Here is a 22,759-nt window from a genome sequence, read left to right on the forward strand (position 1 = left end):
TGCGAAACTGAATAAGCATTAATATTGAGCGCTGCGGTGCAAGGGAAAATTGCGGCGCTAGGCTAAAGGTGGGCTGTTTTGGCAAAAGTAGTGGATCTGCGTAAGTCGTTTAGTAAATATTTAGTCAATCATGCTTTATTTAGAAAATCCGCTGCTCAAACTTTATCTAAATCTGATCGGATGGGTGGCGTTGGGATTTTTTCTCGGCCGCCTGCTACCGAGAAGCTATTCTACATATTTAGCCAAGTTTCTTTTCTTCTTTGGCACGCCATTGAGCATTGTTGCTTTTATCCGCAGCGCCAATTTGTCGGGCGCTATTTGGATGGCGCCGCTGATAGCTTGGGCGGCAATTCTAGCAGGTGGAGGACTCGCTGGGATTTTGATAATTTTCGGTGTCGGCGAGGAACGTTTTAAGACTCTTAATCCGATCGCCCAAAATAGCACGGAACACACCAGCGCTTGGAGTTTGCCCACTCAAGGCAGCTTCTTATTGGCAACGATGGTGGGTAATACGGGTTTTTTAGGCATTCCCGTCACCTTGTCCTTATTAGGGTCGGAACACTTTGCCTGGGCGTTGTTTTACGACTTGCTAGGCACTACCATGGGAATCAATATACTGGGAGTTGCTATTGCTTCTCACTGCGGTAAAAGCGATCGCCCTCAGAGTTGGTTAGGTCCGGTGTGGGCAATTTTTCTGAATCCGGCACTTTGGGCTTTTGGTATAGGGTTTGTCTCGCGCAGCTTGCCGCTGTCGGCACAAATCGCAGAATTGTTAACAACAGGTGCTTGGACTGTAATTACTTTAGCTTTAATTACGATCGGGATGCAGTTGAGCAAGTTGAATTCCTTGCACAACCTCAAACAAGTTTTGGCTTGTCTGGCGATTAAAATGCTGTTAGTTCCCTTGGTAATTGGCACCGGATTAACGTTTTTGGGGATCGCGGGCGCGCCGCGACTTGTGCTAGTGCTGCAAATGGCGATGCCTCCTGCTTTTGGTACTACATTGTTGGCAGAAGCTTTCAATCTCGATCGCGAATTAGCCGTAACTGCGATAGGCCTCGGCTGCGTTAGTTTATTATTCACTATTCCCCTATGGATGAGACTATTTAATTTTTAATAATAAAAATAGGAATTGCTCAGTTTTTAAACTGCCTTACTTCAGTGATCCCCATCACAAACATGGAGCGATATATGTCATATTGATTTAAAATAACAATCACGGGACTTGGAAACTGTATTGGCTGCGGCTAATGTGGAAATAGCCCGCTGAGGACGGGAAGAATAAAAGTATGGCAAGTATAAATTTTACATTGACAGGTTATCAAATTCTCAATCGCATTTACTCAGGAACTCGCACCCTAGTTTATGGAGCTTTCCGCAGTGGCGACAAACAGCCCGTCGCCATCAAAGTCTTGCGGAACCAGTATCCCAGCTTCAGCGAACTGGTGCAATTTCGCAATCAGTACACGATCGCCAAAAACCTCAACTTGCCAGGAATCATCGAAACCTACAGCTTGGAAACCTACCAAAACAGCTATGCGCTGGTAATGGAAGACTTTGGGGGAATTTCTCTGAATGACTGGATGGAACAAGGGGAAACTGCGCCGACCCTGAGCGAGTTTTTGCCAGTGGCGATCGACCTGAGCAATACATTAGATATACTCTACCGCCACCGCATCATTCACAAAGACATTAAACCAGCCAATATTTTAATTAATCCGCATACAAAACAAGTCAAACTCATTGACTTTAGTATTGCATCTTTGCTGCCAAGGGAAACTCAAACCCTGATGAATCCTAACGTGCTGGAAGGGACACTCGGCTATTTGTCTCCCGAACAAACGGGAAGGATGAATCGGGGGATTGACTACCGGACAGACTTTTACTCTTTGGGCGTGACTTTTTACGGATTGCTGGCGGGAAAATTGCCGTTTCAATCCAACGATGCGATGGAATTGATCCACTGTCATATTGCCAAGCAACCGCCATCACTGCATGAAATAAATCCCGCAATCCCGCCCGTCCTCTCGGAGATTGTCAGCAAATTAATGGCAAAGAATGCCGAAGACCGCTATCAGAGTGCGTTGGGACTGAAATTCGATTTAGAATTTTGTTTGAAGCAACTTGAAGAAAACGGCAGGATAGAGAGTTTTACGATCGCACAGAGGGATGTGGGCGATCGCTTCCTCATACCAGAAAAACTCTACGGTCGCGAAACCGAAGTTGCCGAATTACTGGCAGCATTCGATCGAGTAGCAGGTTTTTCCCACCACGCAGCAGGGAAAGGCGGAGGCAGTGAGTTAATGTTAGTCGCGGGTTTTTCGGGGATTGGGAAAACTGCAATTGTAAATGAAGTTCACAAACCCATTGTCCGCCAGCGCGGCTATTTCATCAAAGGCAAATTCGACCAATTTAACCGCAATATTCCTTTCTCAGCTTTTGTCCAAGCATTTCGAGATTTTATGGGACAGTTGCTGAGCGAAAGTGACGAAAGGTTGGAAAATTGGCAAACTCAAATATTGCAAGCACTGGGCGATAATGGTCAAGTCATTATTGAAGTAATTCCCGAACTCGAAAAAATTATTGGACCACAACCGCCCGCACTCGAATTATCAGGAACTGCGGCACAGAATCGGTTTAATTTGCTATTTCAAAACTTTATTAAGGTGTTCACAAAACCAGAACATCCCCTGGTGATGTTTTTGGATGACTTGCAGTGGGCTGATTCCGCCTCGCTGGGGTTAATGCAACTGCTGGTTACCGAGTCAGTAACCGGCTATTTATTAGTAATTGGTGCCTACCGAGATAATGAAGTGTTGGCAGCACATCCGTTGATGCTGACACTGGATGCCATGGCAAAAACTGGGGCCACGGTGAATACTCTGACGCTGGAACCCTTGAGTTCAGAAAGTCTAAATCATTTGGTTGCTGATACGCTCAATTGCGATCCATATTGGGCAAGACCTTTGGCTGATTTGGTGGCACAAAAAACCCGGGGAAATCCCTTTTTTGCAACGCAGTTTCTCAAAGCACTGCATCAGGATGGGCTGATTGAGTTTGACCGGGTTGCTGGTTATTGGCAGTGCGATCTTGTGCGAGTTCGGGAGGCAGCGCTGACGGATGATGTGGTCGAGTTTATGGCGTTGCAGTTGCAAAAATTGCCGCCAGGGACTCAGAATGTGTTGAAGTTGGCTGCTTGTGTTGGGAATCAGTTTGATTTGGGGACTTTGGCAGTTGTCTCCCAGCAATTGGAAACGGAAACGGCGGCGGATTTGTGGAAGGCTTTGCAAGAGGGGTTAATCCTGCCTGAAAGTGAAGTCTACAAGTTTTATATGGGGCGAGAAAGACGGGAGGAAACCGAAAATTCGGAGGTGGTGAATTACAAGTTTTTGCACGATCGCGTTCAGCAAGCTGCCTATTCTTTAATTCCCGAACAAGAGCGAGCGCGTGCTCACTATCAGATTGGACAATTGCTGATCCAGCAAATTTCACCCGCAGCTATAGAAGAGCAAATTTTTTCCGTCGTCAATCAGTTGAATTATGGGATTGCGCTGATTGAAGACCAAACAGAACGATCTGATTTGGCACAACTCAACCTCACGGCTTGCCGCAAAGCCAGAGCCGCTACTGCTTATCAAGCTGCTCGCGAGTATGGTGCGATCGGGCTAAATTTGCTTGGAGAGAGCGCTTGGCAACGGCAGTACGAGATGACCTTGAACTTGCACGAAATAGCCGCCGAAGTGGCTTCACTCTGTGGTGAATTTGACCAGATGAATCAGTGGATTGACACTGTGATTCATCATACCAGAACTCCCCTTGAGCGAGTGAGCGTTTACATCGTCAAAATTCAGGCATTATCGTCCCAGAACAAGTTTTTAGAAGGAATTGCTATCGGTTTGTTGAGTCTCAAAGAATTAGGAGTAGAATTGCCCGATACCCCTACATCAGAAGATATTCAGCAAGCTGTGCAGGAAATTAATAGCTCGATCGGCGATCGACCTATTGAAGAGTTATTTGATCTGCCAGCGATGGTGGATGCCCAAAAACTGGCCACGATGCAAGTGGCGGCAAGTATTGCGACAGCTTGTTATCTGGCTGGTTCGTCTTTGTTTGCGCTGGTGACTGCCTTACAGGTGAATTTATCTATCCAATATGGCAACAGTCGTACCTCAGCTTATAGCTATAGCTGCTATGGGATGTTTCTCAACAACTTTCTACAAGATGTGACGGTAGCCGATCAATTTTGCCGATTAGCTTATCGTCTTGGCAGTAGGGCGGAGGCCAAAAATATTCGCCCTGCAACTTTTGCTGCGATCGGACTCTGTTTGTACCATCGCAAATCGCATTTGCGGGAAACCCTCCCCATTTTTCAGGCAGGCTATCAAGCCGCATTAGAAACAGGAAATTTAGAGTTTGTCGGGTTTAATGGGCATGGATTTTGTCTACATTCCTACTGGTGCGGTCAACCTTTGGCAGAACTTGATCCCCAAATTCGGGCATACCGTCAGCAATTACTCGACCTCAACCAACTAACGACGGCAAATTATTGTTCGATTTATTGGGAAACAACGCTGTTTTTATTGGGTAATCCAAACAACTTTGAGATTTCCTTTGAAGAGGAACGCTATGAGGAGAAGCTGGTTTCTCAGTCGCTTGCCACTAACGATTTGTACCGACTCTGCATCTTCTATCTGTACAGGGCGACGTTGAGATTCCTGCTGGGAGATATTGCTCGGGCCTCCGTAGATGTCGATCGAGCAAGACAGTATCTAGCGGGAAGCGTAGGAATTACTTCCGAAGCTGGTTTATATTTCTATGACTCACTCATAGCCCTGGCCACTCCTGAGTCCGAGGCTGAGTTAGAAACGCAGTCGCAACGAGTTCAGGAAAATCAAAGTAAGTTGCAGCATTGGGCAGAACACGCCCCCATGAATTATTTGCATAAGTGGCAGTTGGTAGAAGCAGAGAAATACCGAGTTGCCAGACAGAGGGCAGAAGCTATTGAAATGTACGATCGTGCGATCGTCGGAGCGAAAGAAAACGAATACATCCAAGAAGAAGCTCTCGCTAACGAACTAGCAGCTAAATTCTACCTCGACTGGGGCAAAGAAAAAGTGGCGCAAGCTTATATGCAAGAAGCCTACTACTGTTATGCTCGCTGGGGTGCGAAAGCCAAAATTGATGACTTAGAAAAACGCTATCCCCAACTTCTTTCTCCCATATTGCAGGCAAGAGAAAATCGTTCTGTAATCCCCCAAACCCGCCTCCACCCAATCAAAAAATCATCAATTTTACATCAAAGATTCCCAACAAGTCTATCGAGCAGCAACAGTATTTACGAAACCCTCGATTTCGCCGCTATTCTCAAAGCCTCCCAAACTCTCTCCAGTGAAATTAAATTAGAAAAAGTGCTGGCTGGCCTGATGTCTGTGGTGATGGAAAATGCCGGGGCAAAAAAAGCAGTTCTGCTGTTGCTTAAGGATGGGAATCTCATCATCGAAGCTGTAGCCTCCTTCAATCAAGATGTCATCTCAATATCTGTACCGCTGTCAGCCAACGACGAGTTTCCCCCTGGTGTGGTCAACTATGTTAAGCGGACTTGGAAAACTGTCGTTTTGGATAATGCAGCAGTACAAAACGATTTTATTGCCGATCCGTATTTGCTCCAGGAAAAGCCCAAAAGTGTGCTGTGTACCCCGATTTTAAATCAGGGTAAATTAATCGGGTTGTTATATCTAGAAAATAACTTGACAATTGGTGCATTTACAGAAGATCGCACTGAAGTCATCCAACTTTTGTGCGCCCAAGCGGCTATCTCTCTAGAAAATGCCCGCCTGTACCAACAATCTCAAGCTTATGCACAAGAATTAGAGCGATCGCTCCTTGAGTTGCAGCAAGCACAGTTACATATCGTGCAAAGCGAAAAAATGTCCGCTTTGGGCAATCTCGTCACAGGAATAGCTCACGAAATCAATAATCCTGTCGGCTTTATTAACGGCAATATTGAGGAAGCAACCACCACGATTAAAGATGTGATTTCCCACTTAAAATTATATCAAGAAAAACTGCCCAATCCCGGCCCTGAAATTGAAGAAGATGCTGAGGATATTGATTTAGAGTATGCCTTAGAAGATTTGCCAAAGATGCTGTTGTCGATGAAAGTGGGATGCGATCGCATTCGTGGCATTAGCACGAGCCTCCGCACCTTCTCCAGAGCCGATAAAGACTACAAAGTTCCGTTTAATATCCATGAGGGCATTGACAGCACTATCTTAATTTTGAAACATCGGCTGAAAGCCAACGAACACCATCCTGCGATCGAAGTCGTCACAGACTACGGCAATCTCCCTCCCATCGAATGCTTTCCCGGTCAACTGAACCAAGTCTTTATGAACCTGCTTGCTAACGCGATCGATGCCCTAGAAGAATCAAACCAAAGACGCAGTTTAGAGGCGATTAAAGCAAATCCACACTGTATCACAGTTCGTACCAATCTGTCGGGCGATCGACACATCAAAATTCAGATTGCCGATAACGGTGCGGGCATGACAGAATCAGTGAAACAGCGAATTTTTGACCATCTGTTCACAACGAAGGCAGTAGGAAAAGGTACGGGGTTAGGATTGGCGATCGCCCGCCAGATTGTAGTTGAAACCCACGGCGGAACAATTAATGTAAATTCTACCTTGGGGGGAGGAAGTGAATTTGAGGTAGTGTTACCTATTACCGAATAAAAGTAGAAGACATTCTTCATCATACCATTTTAGATTTTAGATTTTAGATTGAAGAAGTGGGAATGACAGATGACATACTGGTTTGGAACACGACCATACAGTTGCATTCTTTTTTTAAAGTGGTATCTGAAGTAAAAGTTTGAGGAGGAGCAAGAAGGAAAAAGGTTATTCATTTTTCAGTCTTCATCATTTCGTTTGTCGAGTTTGACTTTCTTGAGTGCGATCGACTAATTTCTATTTGAAAAAATCCATAATAACTAAATTAGATTGCCGATCGGGCATTATACCAGCCCCGATCGCAACTGCGGACACGGGCAAAACTTTCAGCGCCCCTGCGCCAGATTGCCAAAATCTCAATTATGCTAACCTAGGCAAGCAGCAATCCCTTGTCACGAAGGCGATTAACATAATTTCAAACAATTTATTTTATTGAGGACCGGTGTATCCCGTATGGCAAACCTGATCGGCACAGACAGCAACGACTTTATTCTAGGAACTCCGCTGGGCGATCGAATTCGCGGCTTAGATGGCGATGACACGCCCCTGGGTGCGGGAGGAGATGACACCCTAGAGGGCGACGGCGGCAACGACCAGCTTCTTGGAGCTGACGGAGCAGATTCGTTGCTTGGCGGTGAAGGAAATGACGAACTCATTGGCAACCAAGGCCGCGATTCTGCTTCCGGCGGGAACGGCGACGACTCGATTCGCGGCGGTTTGGGCAACGACATCCTCGAAGGCAACGACGGGATAGACAGCGTGGTGGGAGACGCTGGGGACGACTTAGTTTTTGGCAACGGAGGCTTTGATGTGATTGCCGGCGGTACTGGCAACGACACCCTCACAGGGAATGACGGCGACGATTCCGTGTTCGGGAATGCTGATGATGACTTTCTCTACGGGAATTTTGGGAACGATTCTCTCAACGGCGGTAGTGGCAGGGATCAACTGTTGGGCGGTGAGGGCAACGATTACTTTAGCGCCAGCGACGGCGACGACACTTTGTACGGCAATGCCGACAACGATTCGCTCTTCGGAGATGCTGGTAATGACCAGATATTCGGTGGGAAGGCTGACGATACAGCTTTTGGCGGCAGCGGTTCCGATACCCTTCGCGGCGATGAAGCCGACGACTCGGTACTGGGAGATGAAGGTAATGACTTCCTGTTTGGCGGCAAAGGTAATGATGGTCTCGACGGCGGTTTTGGCGATGACTCCTTGGCCGGAGGTATCGGCGACGATACAATTTTGGGCAGTTTCGGCAATGACAATTTATTTGGGGCAGAGGGTAATGATTCTCTGATCGGAGGTGAGGGTTCGGATACTCTGACTGGCGGCAGCGGCAGCGATGTTTTTGGATTGGGAGCCGGGCCTGGCAGTCTGGCTTTAATTAATGATTACAATGACACAGAGGATTTCTTTGGACTGCCGAGCAATTTATCTTTCGCTCAACTGCAAGTTCGGCAAGGTAACGGTGCAAATGTCAGGGATACAGTAATTACGACGCTCGACGGCAAGCTTTTAGCAATTTTGATCGACACTCCGGCGGCGCTGATCGAGGCGAATGATTTTATCGCTGTGACTGGGACGGCTACTCCCAGGCCAACCACGATTACAACTACAACTACAACTACAGTTACCAGCACAACTACAGATCCAACTCTAACTCCAACTCCGACTGAGACGCCGACTCCAACTCCAACTCCAACTCCGACTCCAACTCCGACTCCAACTCCGACTCCAACTCCGACTCCAACTCCGACTCCAACTCCAACTCCGACTCCGACTCCAACTCCGACTCCGACTCCAACTCCGACGCCGACTCCGACAGCAGCACCAACCCCGACTCCGACAGCAGCACCAACCCCGACTCCGACAGCAGCACCGACGCCGACTCCGACAGCAGCACCAACTCCGACTCCCACAGCAGCACCAACTCCGACGCCGACTCCGAGGATTCCGATTCCGCCGACAGTTAGCGTGCCTGATTCGCCTCTGCTATCAATTAGTTCGATCCCCCCGACGCCGACGCCGACTTCCGGACTATTGCCAATGCCCGGGCAGACGCCGATATTCCCGACGGTGGCGAACCCGATACCTTTTCCTACACCTTTTCCTAAACCTTTCTCCTAGGCGCGATCGCGCAGCTCAGTGATGAGTGATGAGTTAATGTAAAACTCACTAAACTCATCACTCAAAACTATTTAACGTCCTGGGGAGTTTCGGCCGAGTCTTCTGGCGGCTCGGCTGGAGAATCTTCTAGAGGAGATAATAATTGTTGGGTGTACCCCAAGAGCGATCGAAGTTTCATGCGGTGGATGTAAGGCCAGCCGCCATTGGCTTCAATATTCCTGAGCAGTTTGTAAAGTGCTTGGCGGTTGTCGGGAAAAGACGCTTGAAACAAACCGTCCCGAATTTCCCGGTGCGAAGCTTCCAGTCTCCGCAGCAGGGCCAAAAGCAGCAGACTGTCTCCCTGACAACTTTCGGCTAAAGTCCGAATCGCCTCTGTCACTGATTGCATTTGAGACTGCAACTTTTCTGACTCTAAATCTTTGCCGTTGTCCATACCGCTGCTTCCTTTGAAATCTACAAGGCATTTGTCCCCAGCCTTTTGGTCAACCGACTAATCGAGCTAGTCGCGATCGCCATTCGGGGTCATAAGCAAAGTAACTTAAGTAGGTTGACTTAAGCAATATTAATTTGCAGTCCAAGTCAGGAAAAGAGCACAACCCGTCGTACCATGTGTATTGGGCTGCGATCCGAACATGATGGAGAAATCATAAGTTCATGCTTATTTTCACGGCGCACTAGCTTGATTTTTTGAGTCAATGCCGGTGTCTGTGAAGCGAGCGATCTGGATCTAAATGCTGCCCTAAGCGCTGGCCTAGCCTGCCGGCGGGCAATTATATTTTGCTCGAAGTAGGGCTTTTTCTTAATATAATCCGATGTTGGATATTGAGGTTGGCAATGAAATATCGTGCTTTAATTGTTGCACTTTTAGCATTTTGCATGAGTGCGCTGGTTGCTTGTTCTTCTGCTCCTGACTCGACGGTGGCGACTACTGAGTTGCTCACCTACGACGAGATTAGAGGTACTGGCTTGGCTAATAACTGCCCTAGCTTGGCAGAAACTTCTCGGGGATCGATCCCCATCGAAGCGGGCGGCACCTATAAACTGACTGGTTTGTGTTTGCAGCCCACAACTTATTTTGTGAAGGAAGAACCAGCAAACAAACGCCAAGAGGCGGAATTTGTGCCTGGTAAATTGCTGACCCGGTTCACGTCGAGCATTGACCAAGTTCAAGGTACGCTCAAGGTCGGTACTGACGGAACTCTGACTTTCACAGAAGAAGACGGCTTGGATTTTCAAGCTATTACGATTCAATTACCGGGCGGAGAGCAAGTACCTTTCTTGTTCACTATTAAAGAACTGGTAGCCAGTTCCGAGCCCGGAGTGGTTGCTATCAATACTTCCACCGATTTGAGAGGGGAGTTTAACGTTCCTTCTTACCGCAGCGCAGGCTTTTTAGACCCTAAAGGTCGCGGGGTAGCGACTGGCTATGACAATGCTGTAGCGCTTCCGGCTTCTGACAATTCCAAACGTGTGCGGGCTAATGTTAAGATAGCTGACACCAGCACCAAAGCTGGCAAAATTTCTCTCCAAGTTGCTAAAGTCAACAGCGCCACTGGCGAAGTTGGCGGGATTTTTGAGAGCACGCAGCCTTCTGATACTGATTTGGGAGCTAGACCGGCTCTGGACGTGAAAATTCGGGGTTTGTTTTACGCTCGCATTGAGCCTTCTGTATCGTAAAATTGGCTTTCTGGATCGATCGAACTTGAGTAGTTTTTTATCCTAAAGGTACTGCTCGCTCTTCATTAGCCAACAGTCTTGAGCAACATAACTTAGGACTGTTGACTAATGACTAAATTTATGATTGAATTGTGGTGATGGGCAAGTTATGAAGGTTGGATTTTTTATTAATTAAAGTATTGTATTCAAAGCGCTTTCAGCTTATAATATATTTTTCAAAAAACCTGGTTAAATTGGGGATTGTGCTGAAGGCCTTCTACCTGCTAAAAGTCTGCCTTATGCCGAAAACCTTCTGATAATCCCGCTAAATGCGTTCATGTTCCGAAAGTTAAACTGGTGTGTCAGGTATCACACCTATTAAGTGCTAGGATTACACTAGCTAAAAGTGAATTGTTTTAGACTAGATAAGAAGCTAGATCTAAAGCAACCTCAGTCCTCTGCTCTACCAACCCTTATGTCACCATGTCTACCACAGTGCCGAACGAGCTAAAAAGCGAAAATTTGCAATTGTTGCGCGAGTACCAAATTTCTGGATCGAATGAAATCCGCAATCAGTTAGTTAAACTGAATATTGGACTGGTCAGAAAAGAAGTTTACCACTGGATCAACCAGTGCGGTGAAAGCTACGACGATTTGCTGCAAGTCGGATGTATTGGTTTGATCAGGGCGATCGAGCGGTTTGATATCGCGAAGGGACACGCTTTTAGTTCCTTTGCAATTCCCTACATACGGGGCGAAATTCAACACTACTTGCGGGACAAAAGCCCTTCTGTGCGCTTTCCCCGCCACTGGCAGTCCCTGGAACGCAAATCAGTAGCAGCGATCAAGGATTTGCAGGTGCAGTTAAACCGCAAACCTACGGATGCTGAAGTAGCAGCAGTCCTTGAGGTTTCTTTAGAAGAATGGCAAGAAATTAAGTTGGCCCATCTCAACCGATCGCCTCTGAGCTTGGACGCGCCGATGCAAGATGAGGATGAGGGGGCTACTTGTCTGGGAGAGTTGGTACCCGATACTAAGTATCGGAGTTTTCAGTTGGCGCAAGAGGATCAAATTCGCGTACAGCAAGCTTTGGCTATGTTGGAACAACGGACTCGCGAGATATTGGAGTTTGTTTTTCTCTACGATTTGACGCAGAAAGAAACGGCTGAACGCTTAGGTATCAGTGCGGTAACTGTTTCTCGGCGAGTTAAGAAGGGGCTGGATTTGCTCAAAGAGATTATGACTAAACAGCTTTAGTTATTAGTCAGTTGTTGGTTGTGAACAGTTAACAGTCAACCGTTAACCGTTAACAGTCAACCGTTAACAGTCAACAGTCAACAGACGAATTTTTAGATGCTGCGGACAAAATTATCGAGCCTTTCTACGGCTTTTTTAATTGTGCCTAAATCGGTGGCGTAAGACAAGCGAATGTGGTCGTCTGCACCAAAAGCAATCCCCGGAATAACTGCTACTTGCTGCTGTTCTAAGAAAGTGTCGCAAAATTCCAAAGAATTCATTCCAGTTTTGCTGATGTTGACAAACATATAGAAAGCACCGTCTGGTTTGATGCAGCTAATTCCAGGGATAGCATCGAGTAATTCAAATATTACCTGACGCCTTTCGGCAAAAGCTTGACGCATTTTTTCGACAGATTCTTGGCTGCTTTCCAAAGCTGCGATCGCGCCGTACTGTGCAAAAGTACACACATTTGAGGTACTGTGACCTTGAATGGTGCCGGTGGCTTTAATTAATTCGCTCGGCCCGGCCAAATAACCGATTCGCCAGCCTGTCATCGAGTAAGCTTTAGCAAAACCGCTGCTGATCAAGGTGCGATCGAAGATTTCTTTGCCTAGGGAACCGATGCTGACGTGTTGGGCGTCGTCATATATAATTTTTTCGTAAATCTCGTCAGCAACGACTAAAATATCTCGATCGACTATCACCTCAGCCAAGGCTTTGATTTCCGCCGGATTATACACCATTCCCGTCGGGTTAGAAGGCGAATTCAGTACAAATAACTTGGTTTTGGGAGTAATCGCTCGACTCAGTTGTTCCGGTGTAATTTTATATCCTGTAGAAGCATCAGTCTGTACAATTACTGGCTTGCCGCTAGCGAGTTTCACCATTTCAGGGTAGCTTAGCCAGTAGGGAGCAGGAATAATTACTTCCTCTCCCGGCTCGATCAGAGCCATCATCAGATTGTAGAGAGAATGCTTGCCGCCGTTGGTGACAATGATATTTTCCGGTTGATAGTTGAGATTGTTGTCATCGCGGAGTTTGCGGGCGATCGCAGCTTTTAACTGCAGTTCCCCAGCCACAGGGCCGTACTTAGTCTTCCCCTCGTCTAAAGCTTGTTTTGCCGCTGCTTTAATGTGTTCGGGGGTATCAAAGTCGGGTTCTCCCGTACTCAAACTACAGACATCAATCCCTTCGGCCTTCATGGCTTTAGCCTTAGCGGCGATCGCCAAGGTTATAGAAGGAGAAACCTCACCCACTCGTGCTGCCAACTTAATCATTGGATTTTAGATATTAGATTTTTGACTTTAGATCATAGGGTGACAAATGTTGATATTCAACCCTCTTGTTAGGGAATTATGACATTTGTTTACATAGTACGTAAAGGATTAAGCAATTAAAGAATAAAAATTAAATAAGCTCTTAGTTTTAATTTTTATTTTTAAATTTTTAAATTTTGACGTTATTATTGTAGCATTTTTGATGTCTCGTTACCCTCAACGCCGATCTGCAAGCTTATGGATCTCAAATCTCTGATTCGCGACATTCCTGATTTCCCCAAGCCGGGAATTCTGTTTCGAGACATTACAACTTTGCTGCGCGACCCGCAAGGGCTCAGCTACACCATTGACAGCTTAGCCGAAAAATGCTCTGCAATGTCCGTTGACTATGTGGTGGGCATGGAATCGCGGGGCTTCATCTTTGGCGCGCCTTTGGCTTATAAAATGGGAATAGGCTTTATTCCTGTCCGAAAGCCGGGGAAACTGCCCGGTGCGGTTCATTTTGCTGAGTACGAGTTGGAGTACGGTGTCGATCGACTGGAGATGCACCGAGATGCGATGGCATCGGGCAGCCGGGTGCTGATTGTGGACGATTTAATCGCCACTGGCGGAACAGCGGCCGCGACGGCTAAATTGTTGGAGCAAGCTGGCTGCGAGCTTGTCGGTTTTGCTTTTATCATTGAATTGCAGGCTTTGGGTGGCAGGCAGAAATTGCCCGATGTGCCAATCGTCACGCTACTGGAGTATTAGTCAGTTAACTGTTGACTGTTGACTGTTGACTGTTGACTGTTGACAGTTGACTGCTGAGTAAAAACTACTGACAAATAATATCCTTGACCTTTGCATCGGAATTATTCATCTCTCTCTTCTCTTTCTCTGCGATCTCTGCGTTCTCTGTGGTTAAATCATTCCGATGCAACCGGAATTAATATCATTCACAATTCTTCAAATCTAAAATCTAAAATCTAAAATCCTATGACTTCTATTAAGTTAAATCGAAATTGGCGAGCGTTGAATTCTCTGTTTAGCAGCGAGACATTTACTTATGTTTTCAAGCGACTGTTGCAGGCACTTTTAACCCTATTTTTGGCATCGGCTCTTTGTTTTGCAATTATTGAGCTAGCACCGGGAAATTACTTGGATACATTGAGCCAAAATCCGAAGATTTCGCCGGAGACACTCAAGCAACTCGAACAGCAGTTCGGCTTAGATAAACCAGCGATTGTGCAGTATTGGCTGTGGCTGCAACAAATTGTGACGCGGGGGAATTTTGGCACGAGTTTTGTGTATCAGCGATCGGTAGCTTCGCTGCTGTGGGAACGGGTACCGGCGACGTTATTAATGGCGATCGCATCTTTGATTGTAACTTGGGCGATCGCCATTCCCTTGGGAATTGTCGCGGCCGTCAATCAAAACCGTACAGTCGATCGAGTTCTGCAAGTAGTCAGCTACACGGGACAGGGATTTCCGAGCTTTATCACAGCGTTGCTGCTGCTATTTTTTGCTCAGAATACTTCCCCTCTGTTTCCCGTCGGAGGAATGACAAGTATCGACCACGCAGACTTACCTTGGTGGGGTCAAATCCTCGATTACGGCTGGCACTTAATTTTGCCAACAGTCGCCCTCAGCCTTACTGGTTTTGCTGGTTTGCAAAGATTGATGCGCGGACAATTTTTGGACGTGCTGCGTCAAGATTATATCCGAACAGCACGGGCGAAAGGTTTGCCGGACGATCGAGTAATTTACATTCATGCTTTGCGGAATGCAGTTAATCCGTTGATTACCCTATTGGGTTTTGAGTTTGCTAGTTTGTTGAGCGGTGCGTTTATTGCCGAATATTTCTTTAATTGGCCGGGTTTAGGAAAGCTGACTTTGGATGCGGTTAACAATCAAGATTTGTATTTAGTAATGGCAAGTTTGATGATGGGTGCGACGATGTTGATTGTGGGGAATTTGTTGGCCGATTTGCTGCTCAAAGCTGTCGATCCTCGGATTAAGCTGGAAGATTTGAAATAGCACACTTAACTCAGTAATATGAGGTACGCAAGGGCGATTTGTAATAGTCAACTCAACAGTCAACAGTATTCCCATTATCCATGCTCCCTGCCCCATGCCCCATTACCCATCTCGGAGTGTTTTATGTCAGAACAACAACCAAACGAGTTAATGAGTTTTAGCAGCTTTGCCGACTGGTGCAGGCATATTGACAGTCTTTCAGAAGAGGCAAGGCACACAGTTGAAGTGTTGTTAGAAAAGGCTGGTACTGATGACGCTGAAGCAGCGGAGCGGATACTTTCAAGTATCACAGAATTGGATCTCAGCGAGAATCAAATTACCGACATCAGCATCCTCGGCTCGCTCACCAATCTGACAAGATTGTATCTCGACAGCAATGAAATTATCGATATCAGCCCGTTGCGATCGCTCACCAATCTGACAAAACTGATTCTCTCCCCCTACGACAATCGAGTTGCCCCTCTCAGCGTGTTAGGCGAACTCGCACAGAAACATCTGACTCTCTCGACTAGACCAATTGATGCTCAAAAAGCCACAGCAGCAGTCAAACTTGCCTATGCCACTATTGGATTAGAAGAACCAGAAGTGATTATTTACAGCAGTCCCGGCGACGCTTGTCTCCAAATCTTCAATTGCCGCTTGCATAGACCGGGGAAACAGCTAGACTGGAAATCGATATCCCTATCGATTGTGGGAGAATTTGCCAGTCCGGCAGTGTGGCAGTATGAGCTCGAACACATGAAGATCGAGTCCGAAGCAGACAGCCTAATGAGTGAATTGGTTGAAGAATATGCGGCGCTATCGGGACCTGGTTTTTACGCTGATTCGTTCCACCTAATGGAATTCGTTGGAATCCCCACGACTTTGCTGCTTAAACAAATCTATTTGACTGAACTTTATATCTCTTCATGGGGTATCAATCTCTCCCAAAAGGCACAAGAAATACATCACTGCCAAAAGCTGCTTTTCGAGCATTGCGGTTGGATATTTCCCTTTGAAAAAATTTGTTATGTGTGCGATCGCCCCCGCCACCTGCGCTTTGACAGTCAACATCGCTTGCACGCCGAAGCAGAACCTGCGATCGAGTTGGCGGATGGATGGAATTTTTACTATTATCACGGCGTCAGATTACCAGATAACTACGGAAAAGTACACCCAAATTTGTGGAAAGCAGAATGGCTGTTATCAGAATCAAATGCCGAATTAAAACGAGTATTAATTCAAGGAATTGGTTGCGATCGCATAATTCAAGAATTGGCAGCCGAACAAATAGATAGCTGGCAGGAATATGCACTATTAAGAATAGATAATGCCGATGTCGAGCCGATTTATTTGTTAAAAATGACTTGTCCGAGTACGGGATTCATTCATGCTTTAAGAGTGCCGCCGGATCTTACATCGGCGAGGGAAGCAATTCGCTGGGTAAATTGGGATATCGATCCTGATGAATTTTCCGTGCAGACTTGAAGGTGAATGCGATCGGGCGTCAATTGTAGCTAAAGTATTGTCTATCTCGGAGTGTTTTATGTCAGAAAAACAGCCAAACGAGCCAATGAGTTTTAGCCGCTTTGCCGACTGGTGCAGGCATATTGACAGTCTTTCACAAGAGGCAAGGCACACAGTTAAAGTGTTGCTAAAAAAGGCTGGCACTGATGACGCACAAGCAGCGGAGCAGATACTTTCAAGCATGACAGAACTCGATCTCAACCAAAATGGAATTACCGACATCAGTTCTCTGGGCTCGCTCATCAATCTGACCAAACTCGATCTCAGCGACAATCAAATTACCGACATCAGCTTTCTCGGCTCACTCACCAATCTGACAACACTGAATCTCTACAGCACTGGAATTACCGACTTCAGCTTCCTCGGCTCGCTCACCAATCTCACAAAACTGCATCTCTACAACAATCAAATTAGCGACATCAGCTTTCTCGGCTCGCTCACCAATCTGACCACACTGAATCTCAGGCACAATCAAATTAGCGACATCAGCATCCTCGGCTCGCTCACCAATCTGACCACACTCCATCTCAGCTATAATAAAATTACCGACATCAGCTTCCTCGACTCGCTTACCAATCTGACCACACTCCATCTGAGCTTCAATCAAATTACCGACTTCAGTTTTCTCGGCTCGCTCACCAATCTGACCACACTCCATCTCGACTGGAATAAAATTACCGACATCAGCTTCCTCCGCTGGCTCACCAATCTGACCACACTGCATCTGAGCAAAAATCAAATTAGCGATATCAGCTTCCTCGGCTCACTCACCAATCTGACCACACTGAATCTCAGCAGCAATCAAATTACCGACTTCAGCTTTCTCGGCTTGCTCACCAATCTGACCACACTGCATCTGAGCAACAATCAAATTAGCGACATCAGCTTCCTCGGCTCGCTCACCAATCTGACCACACTCGATCTCAGCTACAATCAAATTACTGACATCAGCTTCTTCGGCTCACTCACCAATCTGACCACACTGCATCTGAGCAACAATCAAATTAGCGACATCAGCTTCCTCGGCTCGCTTACCAATCTGACCACACTGCATCTCTACAACAATCAAATTAGCGACATCAGCTTCCTCGGCTCTCTCACCAATCTGACCACACTCGATCTTGGCGCCAATCAAATTACCGACTTCAGCTTCCTCGGCTCGCTCACGAATCTGACCACACTGCATCTGAGCAGCAATGGAATTACCAACTTCAGCTTTCTCGGCTCGCTCACGAATCTGACCACACTGCATCTGAGCAGCAATGGAATTACCAACTTCAGCTTTCTTGGCTCACTGACCAATCTGACCACACTCAATCTCGACAGAAATCAAATTACCGACATCAGCTTTCTCGGCTCGCTCACAAATCTGACTACACTCAATCTCGACAGAAATCAAATTACCGACATCAGCTTTCTCGGCTTGCTTACCAATCTGACTACACTCGATCTTCGCGTCAATCAAATTACCGAAATCAGCTCTCTCGGCTCGCTTACCAATCTGACCGCACTCGATCTTAACGCCAATCAAATTACCGACATCAGCTCTCTCGGCTCGCTTACAAATCTGACCGCACTCTATCTCAGATTCAATCAAATTACCGACATCAGCTCTCTCGGCTCGCTTACAAATCTGACGACACTGAATCTCAACAGCAATCAAATTACCGACATCAGCTCTCTCGGCTCGCTCACCAATCTGACCACACTGCATCTCGACAACAATCCAATTACCGACATCAGCGCCTTGCGCTCGCTCACCAATCTGACCAAACTTGATCTTGGCCTCAATCGAATTAGCGCTATGTGCGTGTTAGGCGAACTCGCACAGAAACGTCTTACTCTCTCGACTACGCCAATTGATGCTCAAAAAGCCACAGAAGCAGTCAAAGTTGCCTATGCAGCTATTGGCCTAGAAGAACCCGAAATTATTATTTGCAGCAGTCCCCCCGACGCTTATCTCCAAATCTTCAAATTGGTGCTCAAAGCCGACCCTTCACAAAACTGGTCAAACGAAGGGTATTGGAATAGATTGGGGAAAAAGCTAGACTGGAAATGGATGTCCTCATCGATTGTGAGAGAATTTGCAAGTGCGGCGGTGTGGGAGTATGAGCTAGAGGGCATGACGATCGAGCCCGAAGCAGACAGCACACTGAGTTCGCTAATCAACCAATTTACTAGCAGCCATGTGCGATCGGAACAAACGATGTCGGATACCCCGCCCGATTATTTCTGCGACATAATATCCCGTGAAACCCCCACGACTTTGTTTAAAAAAATCTATTTAACTGAATTGTATATCTCTTCATTAGGCATCAATCTCTCCCACAAAGCACAAGAAATACTTCGCTGCCAAAAGCTGCTTTTCGAGCATGGCGGTTGGATATTTCCTTTTGAAAAGATTTGCGCGGTGTGCGATCGGCCTCGCCACCTGCGCTTTGACAGTCAAAACCGCTTGCACGCGGAAGGAGAACCTGCGATTGAGTTTGCGGATGGATGGAATTTTTACTATTATCACGGTGTCGAATTGCCTGAAAACTACGGCAAAGTCCACCCAAATCAATGGCAATCCCAATGGCTTTTAACAGAACGCAATGCCGAAGTTCGGCGAGTGTTAATTCAAGGAATTGGTTACGATCGCATTTGTCAAGATTTGGAAGCAAAACAAATAGATAGTTGGCAGGAATATGCACTATTACAAATAGATAACGCAGATGTCGAGCCGATTTGTTTGTTAAAAATGACTTGTCCGAGTACGGGATTCATTCACGCTTTGAGAGTGCCACCTAACCTGACATCAGCTAGGGAGGCAATTCGCTGGGCAAATTGGGATATTGATCCAGAGAAATTTTCCGTGCAGACTTGATATATAGCCTTTCTCAGGTAAATTAGATGCTCGTGGGCATCGGGCATAGCAGATATAACAGGGTTTAAATTTTTAATTTCTGAACGGGGCTGACAATTCATTGAAGAACGGGCTAGGCTAGTTGTAGACTTCTATTTCCATGCCAGGAATGCACCGATAAAACTTCATTCACCCTCCAAACATGGCAAAACAACTAGCAATAGAAACTCGCGGGCTGACGAAACAATTCGATCGCCATATAGCCGTCAATGACATCGACTTGCAAATAGCAGCAGGCGAAGTATGCGGACTGATCGGCCCCAACGGTGCCGGCAAAACTACTTTGCTGCGAATGTTGGCGGCGGCTGAGGAACCGACTATAGGGGAAATTTACATTAACGGGGATAGGTTATTGCGCGATCGATCGCACCCAATTCTCAAACAGCGCATCGGCTTTCTTCCCGACGACTTTCCCCTCTACGACGACTTGACTGTTTGGGATTATTTAGACTATTTTGCCCGACTCTACAACCTCCAGCAACCGCGCCGCCGAGAGCGAATCAACTCTGTGTTAGAACTCGTGCAACTAACCAACAAGCGCAACAGCTTAATTTCCACCCTGTCGCGGGGGATGAAACAGCGCCTGAGTTTGGGGAGGACTATTATCCACGAACCGCTGTTGCTGTTGTTAGACGAACCCGTTTCTGGCTTAGATCCGATCGCCCGAATGCAGTTCCGCGAAATTATCAAAGTTTTGCAAGAAGCTGGCATGACCGTAGTCATATCATCTCACGTCCTCAGCGACTTAGCCGAACTTTGTACCTGGGTAGGCATCATGGAACTCGGATATCTGGTCGAAAGCGCACCGTTACAAGAACTTTACAAACGCCTCAGCCGCCAGCAAATTTTCATGTCGGTTTTAGGAAATAAATTAGAAGCGCTAACATCGGCATTAAAAAACTTTCCTTGGGTGGAAAATTGGGCAATAATCCCGGAAACTCAACAGGTGTGCGTTGATTTTTCAGGAAGCCCGGAAGATGCCGCAAATTTATTACGGGAACTCGTCGCGGCCAACATTCCCCTAACCGAATTCCACTGCACTCAAGAAGACTTAGAAACCATCTTCCTCAAGATGGGGCACCAGCAAGCATCCTAATTTGCTCGTTTCCTGTTTCCCAGAATAAACAGTGAGTTATAACTAAGTCGTCACCCATTCCTAATCACCAATAACCAATGACACTCCACTTACTAGACAAAATAGGCAACTGGAATCCCCAGTTATTTCGAGAAATCAAAGGGCGCTTGAATACTGGCAATATGGCGATCGCCTCTGCCCTTTCCCTAAGCGCTCAACTGCTGCTATTCATGTATTACAGCGCTCAGATACCCGTTCCCCCTGCTAATGGCGAGTACACTTATCCCACCTATCACAGATTTTGCTTAGAGACTGCCGATTCCTCTACGAGAAAGTGTGTCAGAGATGCCTTGGACAACTTTGTCATTAACTGGCGGGAGTGGTGGCTAGAGATATTCATTTTGCTGAGCATATCGAGCGTCTTAGCTTTATTAATAGCAGGGACTTATATGCTGGTCAGTGACTTAGACAAGGAGGAACGCCGCGGGACACTCAACTTTATTCGCCTCAGTCCCCAGTCTGCCAAAACAATTTTTCTGGGCAAAATTCTTGGCGTACCAATTTTACTTTATTTAGCAACAATTCTGGCCGTACCCCTGCACCTGTACGCTGGATTAGCTGCTCAAATACCTCTGAATGAAATTTTATGTTTCTACATAGCAGTGGCAGCTAGCTGTGCTTTGTTTTACAGCACTGCGATGCTATTTGGATTGACAACCAGTTGGTTGGGAGGATTTCAACCTTGGTTGGCTAGCGCTATGGCTTTTGTTGTGTTTGGGATTTCTTGGCTTCCGCTCACGCGAACTGCTTTGGATGTGTTACATTTTTTGTCTCCCCTTGCTATGCTGAGATATCCGCTTTTTTTAGTTGATAAAACAGATTTCGATTCGTTAGCTGAAAACTTAGACAAGTTGCAATGGTTTTACTTGCCAGTGGGTACAAATATTGCGATGGGCATTGCTTTGTCTCTCTTGGTTTGTGGTACAGGAATCTACTGGATGTGGCAGGGATGGCAGCGTCGCTTTCCCAATCCCAGTGCTACAGTTTTGAGCAAGCGGCAAAGTTATTTGCTAGTTATCTGCTGTCAGGTAATATTTTTAGGGTTTGCACTCCAATCAGACCCCCCAAACGGCGGTAATCTCATCTGTTTACTTATCTTGAATTTGGTGATGTTCTTAGCTTTAATTGCAGCTTTAACATCTGACAGACAATCATTGTACGATTGGGCGAGGTATCGGAAACAAATCGTTCCCAGCAATCAGAAGCTGTGGCGACGCTACCCACTACTCGATTTAATTTGGAGCGATAAAAGTCCGCCTGTAGTTGCGATCGCGATCAATTTCCTCAGCTCAGTAATAATTTTAACACCTTGGGCGCTGTTGGAAAAAAATGAGATAAACGGATTTGGGGGTGTAATTGGCTGTCTGAATCTCATCCTAATTTACGCCGCCATCACCCAACTATTCCTATTTACAAAAACCCGAAATCAGGAAATTTGGGCCGTTGGGACAGTCGGCAGCGCTATCTTGTTGCCACCTGTGATCTTATCTATGCTCTTGCTTACCCCAGAAAAAGCTCCTTTTTTGTGGTTGTCTTCAATATTTGGCATTTGGTTTTCGCCGTATCTGGCAGCCGCCTCAGGAAATACGATTTTGCTCTCCCTACTCAGTCAGTGGACTGTCTTGGTGTTGTTGAACTTCAAATTGAGGTCGCAACTGAGACTCGCAGGGCAATCAGCTTCTAAAGCACTGCTGAAAGCTTGAAAAAGCTGGGGAAGGGATTAAACATGAAACTCCGATTCAGGCAGGGATTTAAACCCCTGCCTGAAAGCTTAATTCGTCTGAAAGCGACTGTTTAACTAACTTATTATGCCAATTCCGCATTTATAATCCACTTTATATTGAGGGATGGTGGCCGCCACTACACAGACAAAAGTCACCTTCGCAGGCTTTAAGATTAAAGTTGAAAAAAAAATCTGACTGTACAGATCCAAAATTATAGAGTCAGCGTATATTACTAATGAATGCAGTACAAAATTTCATAGGTTCGCACCGCTAAAAATTTCAGCTTGCCTGTTTGCAGTTGAGCTGCGATCGCCCTTGGCTACACACCCAACTATAAAATACGGCTAAGCGATCTGTATTTAGGAGTGGGTTTATTTGAATCGGGGTGGGCTTTATATATCATTTTAGCTGCGTGTAATACTCTTATGGCAACCCAC

General features: G+C 46.3%; 13 protein-coding genes. 11 read left to right on the top strand and 2 right to left on the bottom strand.

Annotation, left to right across the window (positions count from 1 at the left end; all coding sequences use genetic code 11):
• Positions 1-130: 130 nt before the first annotated feature.
• The 3 genes from QUB33_RS13995 (at position 131) to QUB33_RS14005 (ending at position 8,864) form a co-directional block, all read left to right on the top strand.
• Positions 131-1,117 (top strand): AEC family transporter, encoded by a 987-nt coding sequence (locus tag QUB33_RS13995; RefSeq protein ID WP_333351234.1) that lies wholly within the window; start codon positions 131-133, stop codon positions 1,115-1,117.
• A 172-nt stretch (positions 1,118-1,289) separates the two neighbouring features.
• Positions 1,290-6,734: an AAA family ATPase gene (locus tag QUB33_RS14000; RefSeq protein WP_333351235.1), complete on the top strand. Its 5,445-nt coding sequence runs from the start codon at positions 1,290-1,292 to the stop codon at positions 6,732-6,734.
• Between the two features lie 450 nt (positions 6,735-7,184).
• Complete coding sequence (locus tag QUB33_RS14005; RefSeq protein WP_333351236.1) at positions 7,185-8,864, top strand: calcium-binding protein; 1,680 nt, start codon at positions 7,185-7,187, stop codon at positions 8,862-8,864.
• 67 nt (positions 8,865-8,931) lie between these two features.
• Here the strand turns inward: QUB33_RS14005 and QUB33_RS14010 are convergent, their stop codons facing one another.
• Positions 8,932-9,297, bottom strand: a complete 366-nt coding sequence (locus tag QUB33_RS14010; RefSeq protein WP_190663272.1) for a hypothetical protein — start codon at positions 9,295-9,297, stop codon at positions 8,932-8,934.
• A 401-nt stretch (positions 9,298-9,698) separates the two neighbouring features.
• Between QUB33_RS14010 and QUB33_RS14015 the strand changes: the two genes are divergently transcribed.
• Positions 9,699-10,541, top strand: coding sequence for a photosystem II manganese-stabilizing polypeptide (locus tag QUB33_RS14015; RefSeq protein ID WP_333351237.1), 843 nt, complete (start codon positions 9,699-9,701; stop codon positions 10,539-10,541).
• 462 nt (positions 10,542-11,003) lie between these two features.
• Positions 11,004-11,777: an RNA polymerase sigma factor SigF gene (locus QUB33_RS14020; RefSeq protein ID WP_006630983.1), complete on the top strand. Its 774-nt coding sequence runs from the start codon at positions 11,004-11,006 to the stop codon at positions 11,775-11,777.
• Positions 11,778-11,869: 92 nt separating this feature from the next.
• Here the strand turns inward: QUB33_RS14020 and QUB33_RS14025 are convergent, their stop codons facing one another.
• A complete protein-coding gene (locus QUB33_RS14025; protein ID WP_333351238.1) occupies positions 11,870-13,036 on the bottom strand; it encodes a pyridoxal phosphate-dependent aminotransferase in 1,167 nt (388 codons plus the stop codon).
• Between the two features lie 237 nt (positions 13,037-13,273).
• On the opposite strand from QUB33_RS14025, the gene QUB33_RS14030 reads away from it, so the two are divergent.
• From QUB33_RS14030 to QUB33_RS14055, 6 genes are all read left to right on the top strand, one after another.
• Positions 13,274-13,786, top strand: a complete 513-nt coding sequence (locus tag QUB33_RS14030; RefSeq protein WP_333284906.1) for an adenine phosphoribosyltransferase — start codon at positions 13,274-13,276, stop codon at positions 13,784-13,786.
• Between the two features lie 225 nt (positions 13,787-14,011).
• Positions 14,012-15,052 (top strand): ABC transporter permease, encoded by a 1,041-nt coding sequence (locus QUB33_RS14035; protein ID WP_333351239.1) that lies wholly within the window; start codon positions 14,012-14,014, stop codon positions 15,050-15,052.
• Between the two features lie 123 nt (positions 15,053-15,175).
• Positions 15,176-16,519 carry a DUF6745 domain-containing protein gene (locus tag QUB33_RS14040; RefSeq protein WP_333351240.1) on the top strand — a complete coding sequence of 448 codons (1,344 nt, stop codon included), beginning with the start codon at positions 15,176-15,178 and terminating at the stop codon, positions 16,517-16,519.
• 58 nt (positions 16,520-16,577) lie between these two features.
• On the top strand, positions 16,578-19,424 hold the full coding sequence (locus tag QUB33_RS14045; RefSeq protein ID WP_333351241.1) for a leucine-rich repeat domain-containing protein: 2,847 nt from the start codon (positions 16,578-16,580) through the stop codon (positions 19,422-19,424).
• A 181-nt stretch (positions 19,425-19,605) separates the two neighbouring features.
• Positions 19,606-20,559, top strand: coding sequence for an ABC transporter ATP-binding protein (locus QUB33_RS14050; protein ID WP_333351242.1), 954 nt, complete (start codon positions 19,606-19,608; stop codon positions 20,557-20,559).
• Between the two features lie 77 nt (positions 20,560-20,636).
• Positions 20,637-22,301 (top strand): hypothetical protein, encoded by a 1,665-nt coding sequence (locus QUB33_RS14055; RefSeq protein WP_333351243.1) that lies wholly within the window; start codon positions 20,637-20,639, stop codon positions 22,299-22,301.
• Positions 22,302-22,759: the final 458 nt, after the last annotated feature.

It is taken from the genome of Microcoleus sp. B3-A4, assembly GCF_036705385.1.
Taxonomy (GTDB): Bacteria; Cyanobacteriota; Cyanobacteriia; order Cyanobacteriales; family Microcoleaceae; genus Microcoleus.

Excerpts from the sequence above, each read along its gene's own strand:
- QUB33_RS14050 (WP_333351242.1), top strand. The coding sequence starts at position 19,606 with ATGGCAAAACAACTAGCAATAGAAACTCGCGGGCTGACGAAACAATTC.
- QUB33_RS14010 (WP_190663272.1), bottom strand. The coding sequence starts at position 9,297 with ATGGACAACGGCAAAGATTTAGAGTCAGAAAAGTTGCAGTCTCAAATG.
- QUB33_RS14025 (WP_333351238.1), bottom strand. The coding sequence starts at position 13,036 with ATGATTAAGTTGGCAGCACGAGTGGGTGAGGTTTCTCCTTCTATAACC.
- QUB33_RS13995 (WP_333351234.1), top strand. The coding sequence starts at position 131 with ATGCTTTATTTAGAAAATCCGCTGCTCAAACTTTATCTAAATCTGATC.
- QUB33_RS14045 (WP_333351241.1), top strand. The coding sequence starts at position 16,578 with ATGTCAGAAAAACAGCCAAACGAGCCAATGAGTTTTAGCCGCTTTGCC.
- QUB33_RS14040 (WP_333351240.1), top strand. The coding sequence starts at position 15,176 with ATGTCAGAACAACAACCAAACGAGTTAATGAGTTTTAGCAGCTTTGCC.
- QUB33_RS14035 (WP_333351239.1), top strand. The coding sequence starts at position 14,012 with ATGACTTCTATTAAGTTAAATCGAAATTGGCGAGCGTTGAATTCTCTG.
- QUB33_RS14020 (WP_006630983.1), top strand. The coding sequence starts at position 11,004 with ATGTCTACCACAGTGCCGAACGAGCTAAAAAGCGAAAATTTGCAATTG.
- QUB33_RS14030 (WP_333284906.1), top strand. The coding sequence starts at position 13,274 with ATGGATCTCAAATCTCTGATTCGCGACATTCCTGATTTCCCCAAGCCG.
- QUB33_RS14015 (WP_333351237.1), top strand. The coding sequence starts at position 9,699 with ATGAAATATCGTGCTTTAATTGTTGCACTTTTAGCATTTTGCATGAGT.
- QUB33_RS14005 (WP_333351236.1), top strand. The coding sequence starts at position 7,185 with ATGGCAAACCTGATCGGCACAGACAGCAACGACTTTATTCTAGGAACT.
- QUB33_RS14000 (WP_333351235.1), top strand. The coding sequence starts at position 1,290 with ATGGCAAGTATAAATTTTACATTGACAGGTTATCAAATTCTCAATCGC.
- QUB33_RS14055 (WP_333351243.1), top strand. The coding sequence starts at position 20,637 with ATGACACTCCACTTACTAGACAAAATAGGCAACTGGAATCCCCAGTTA.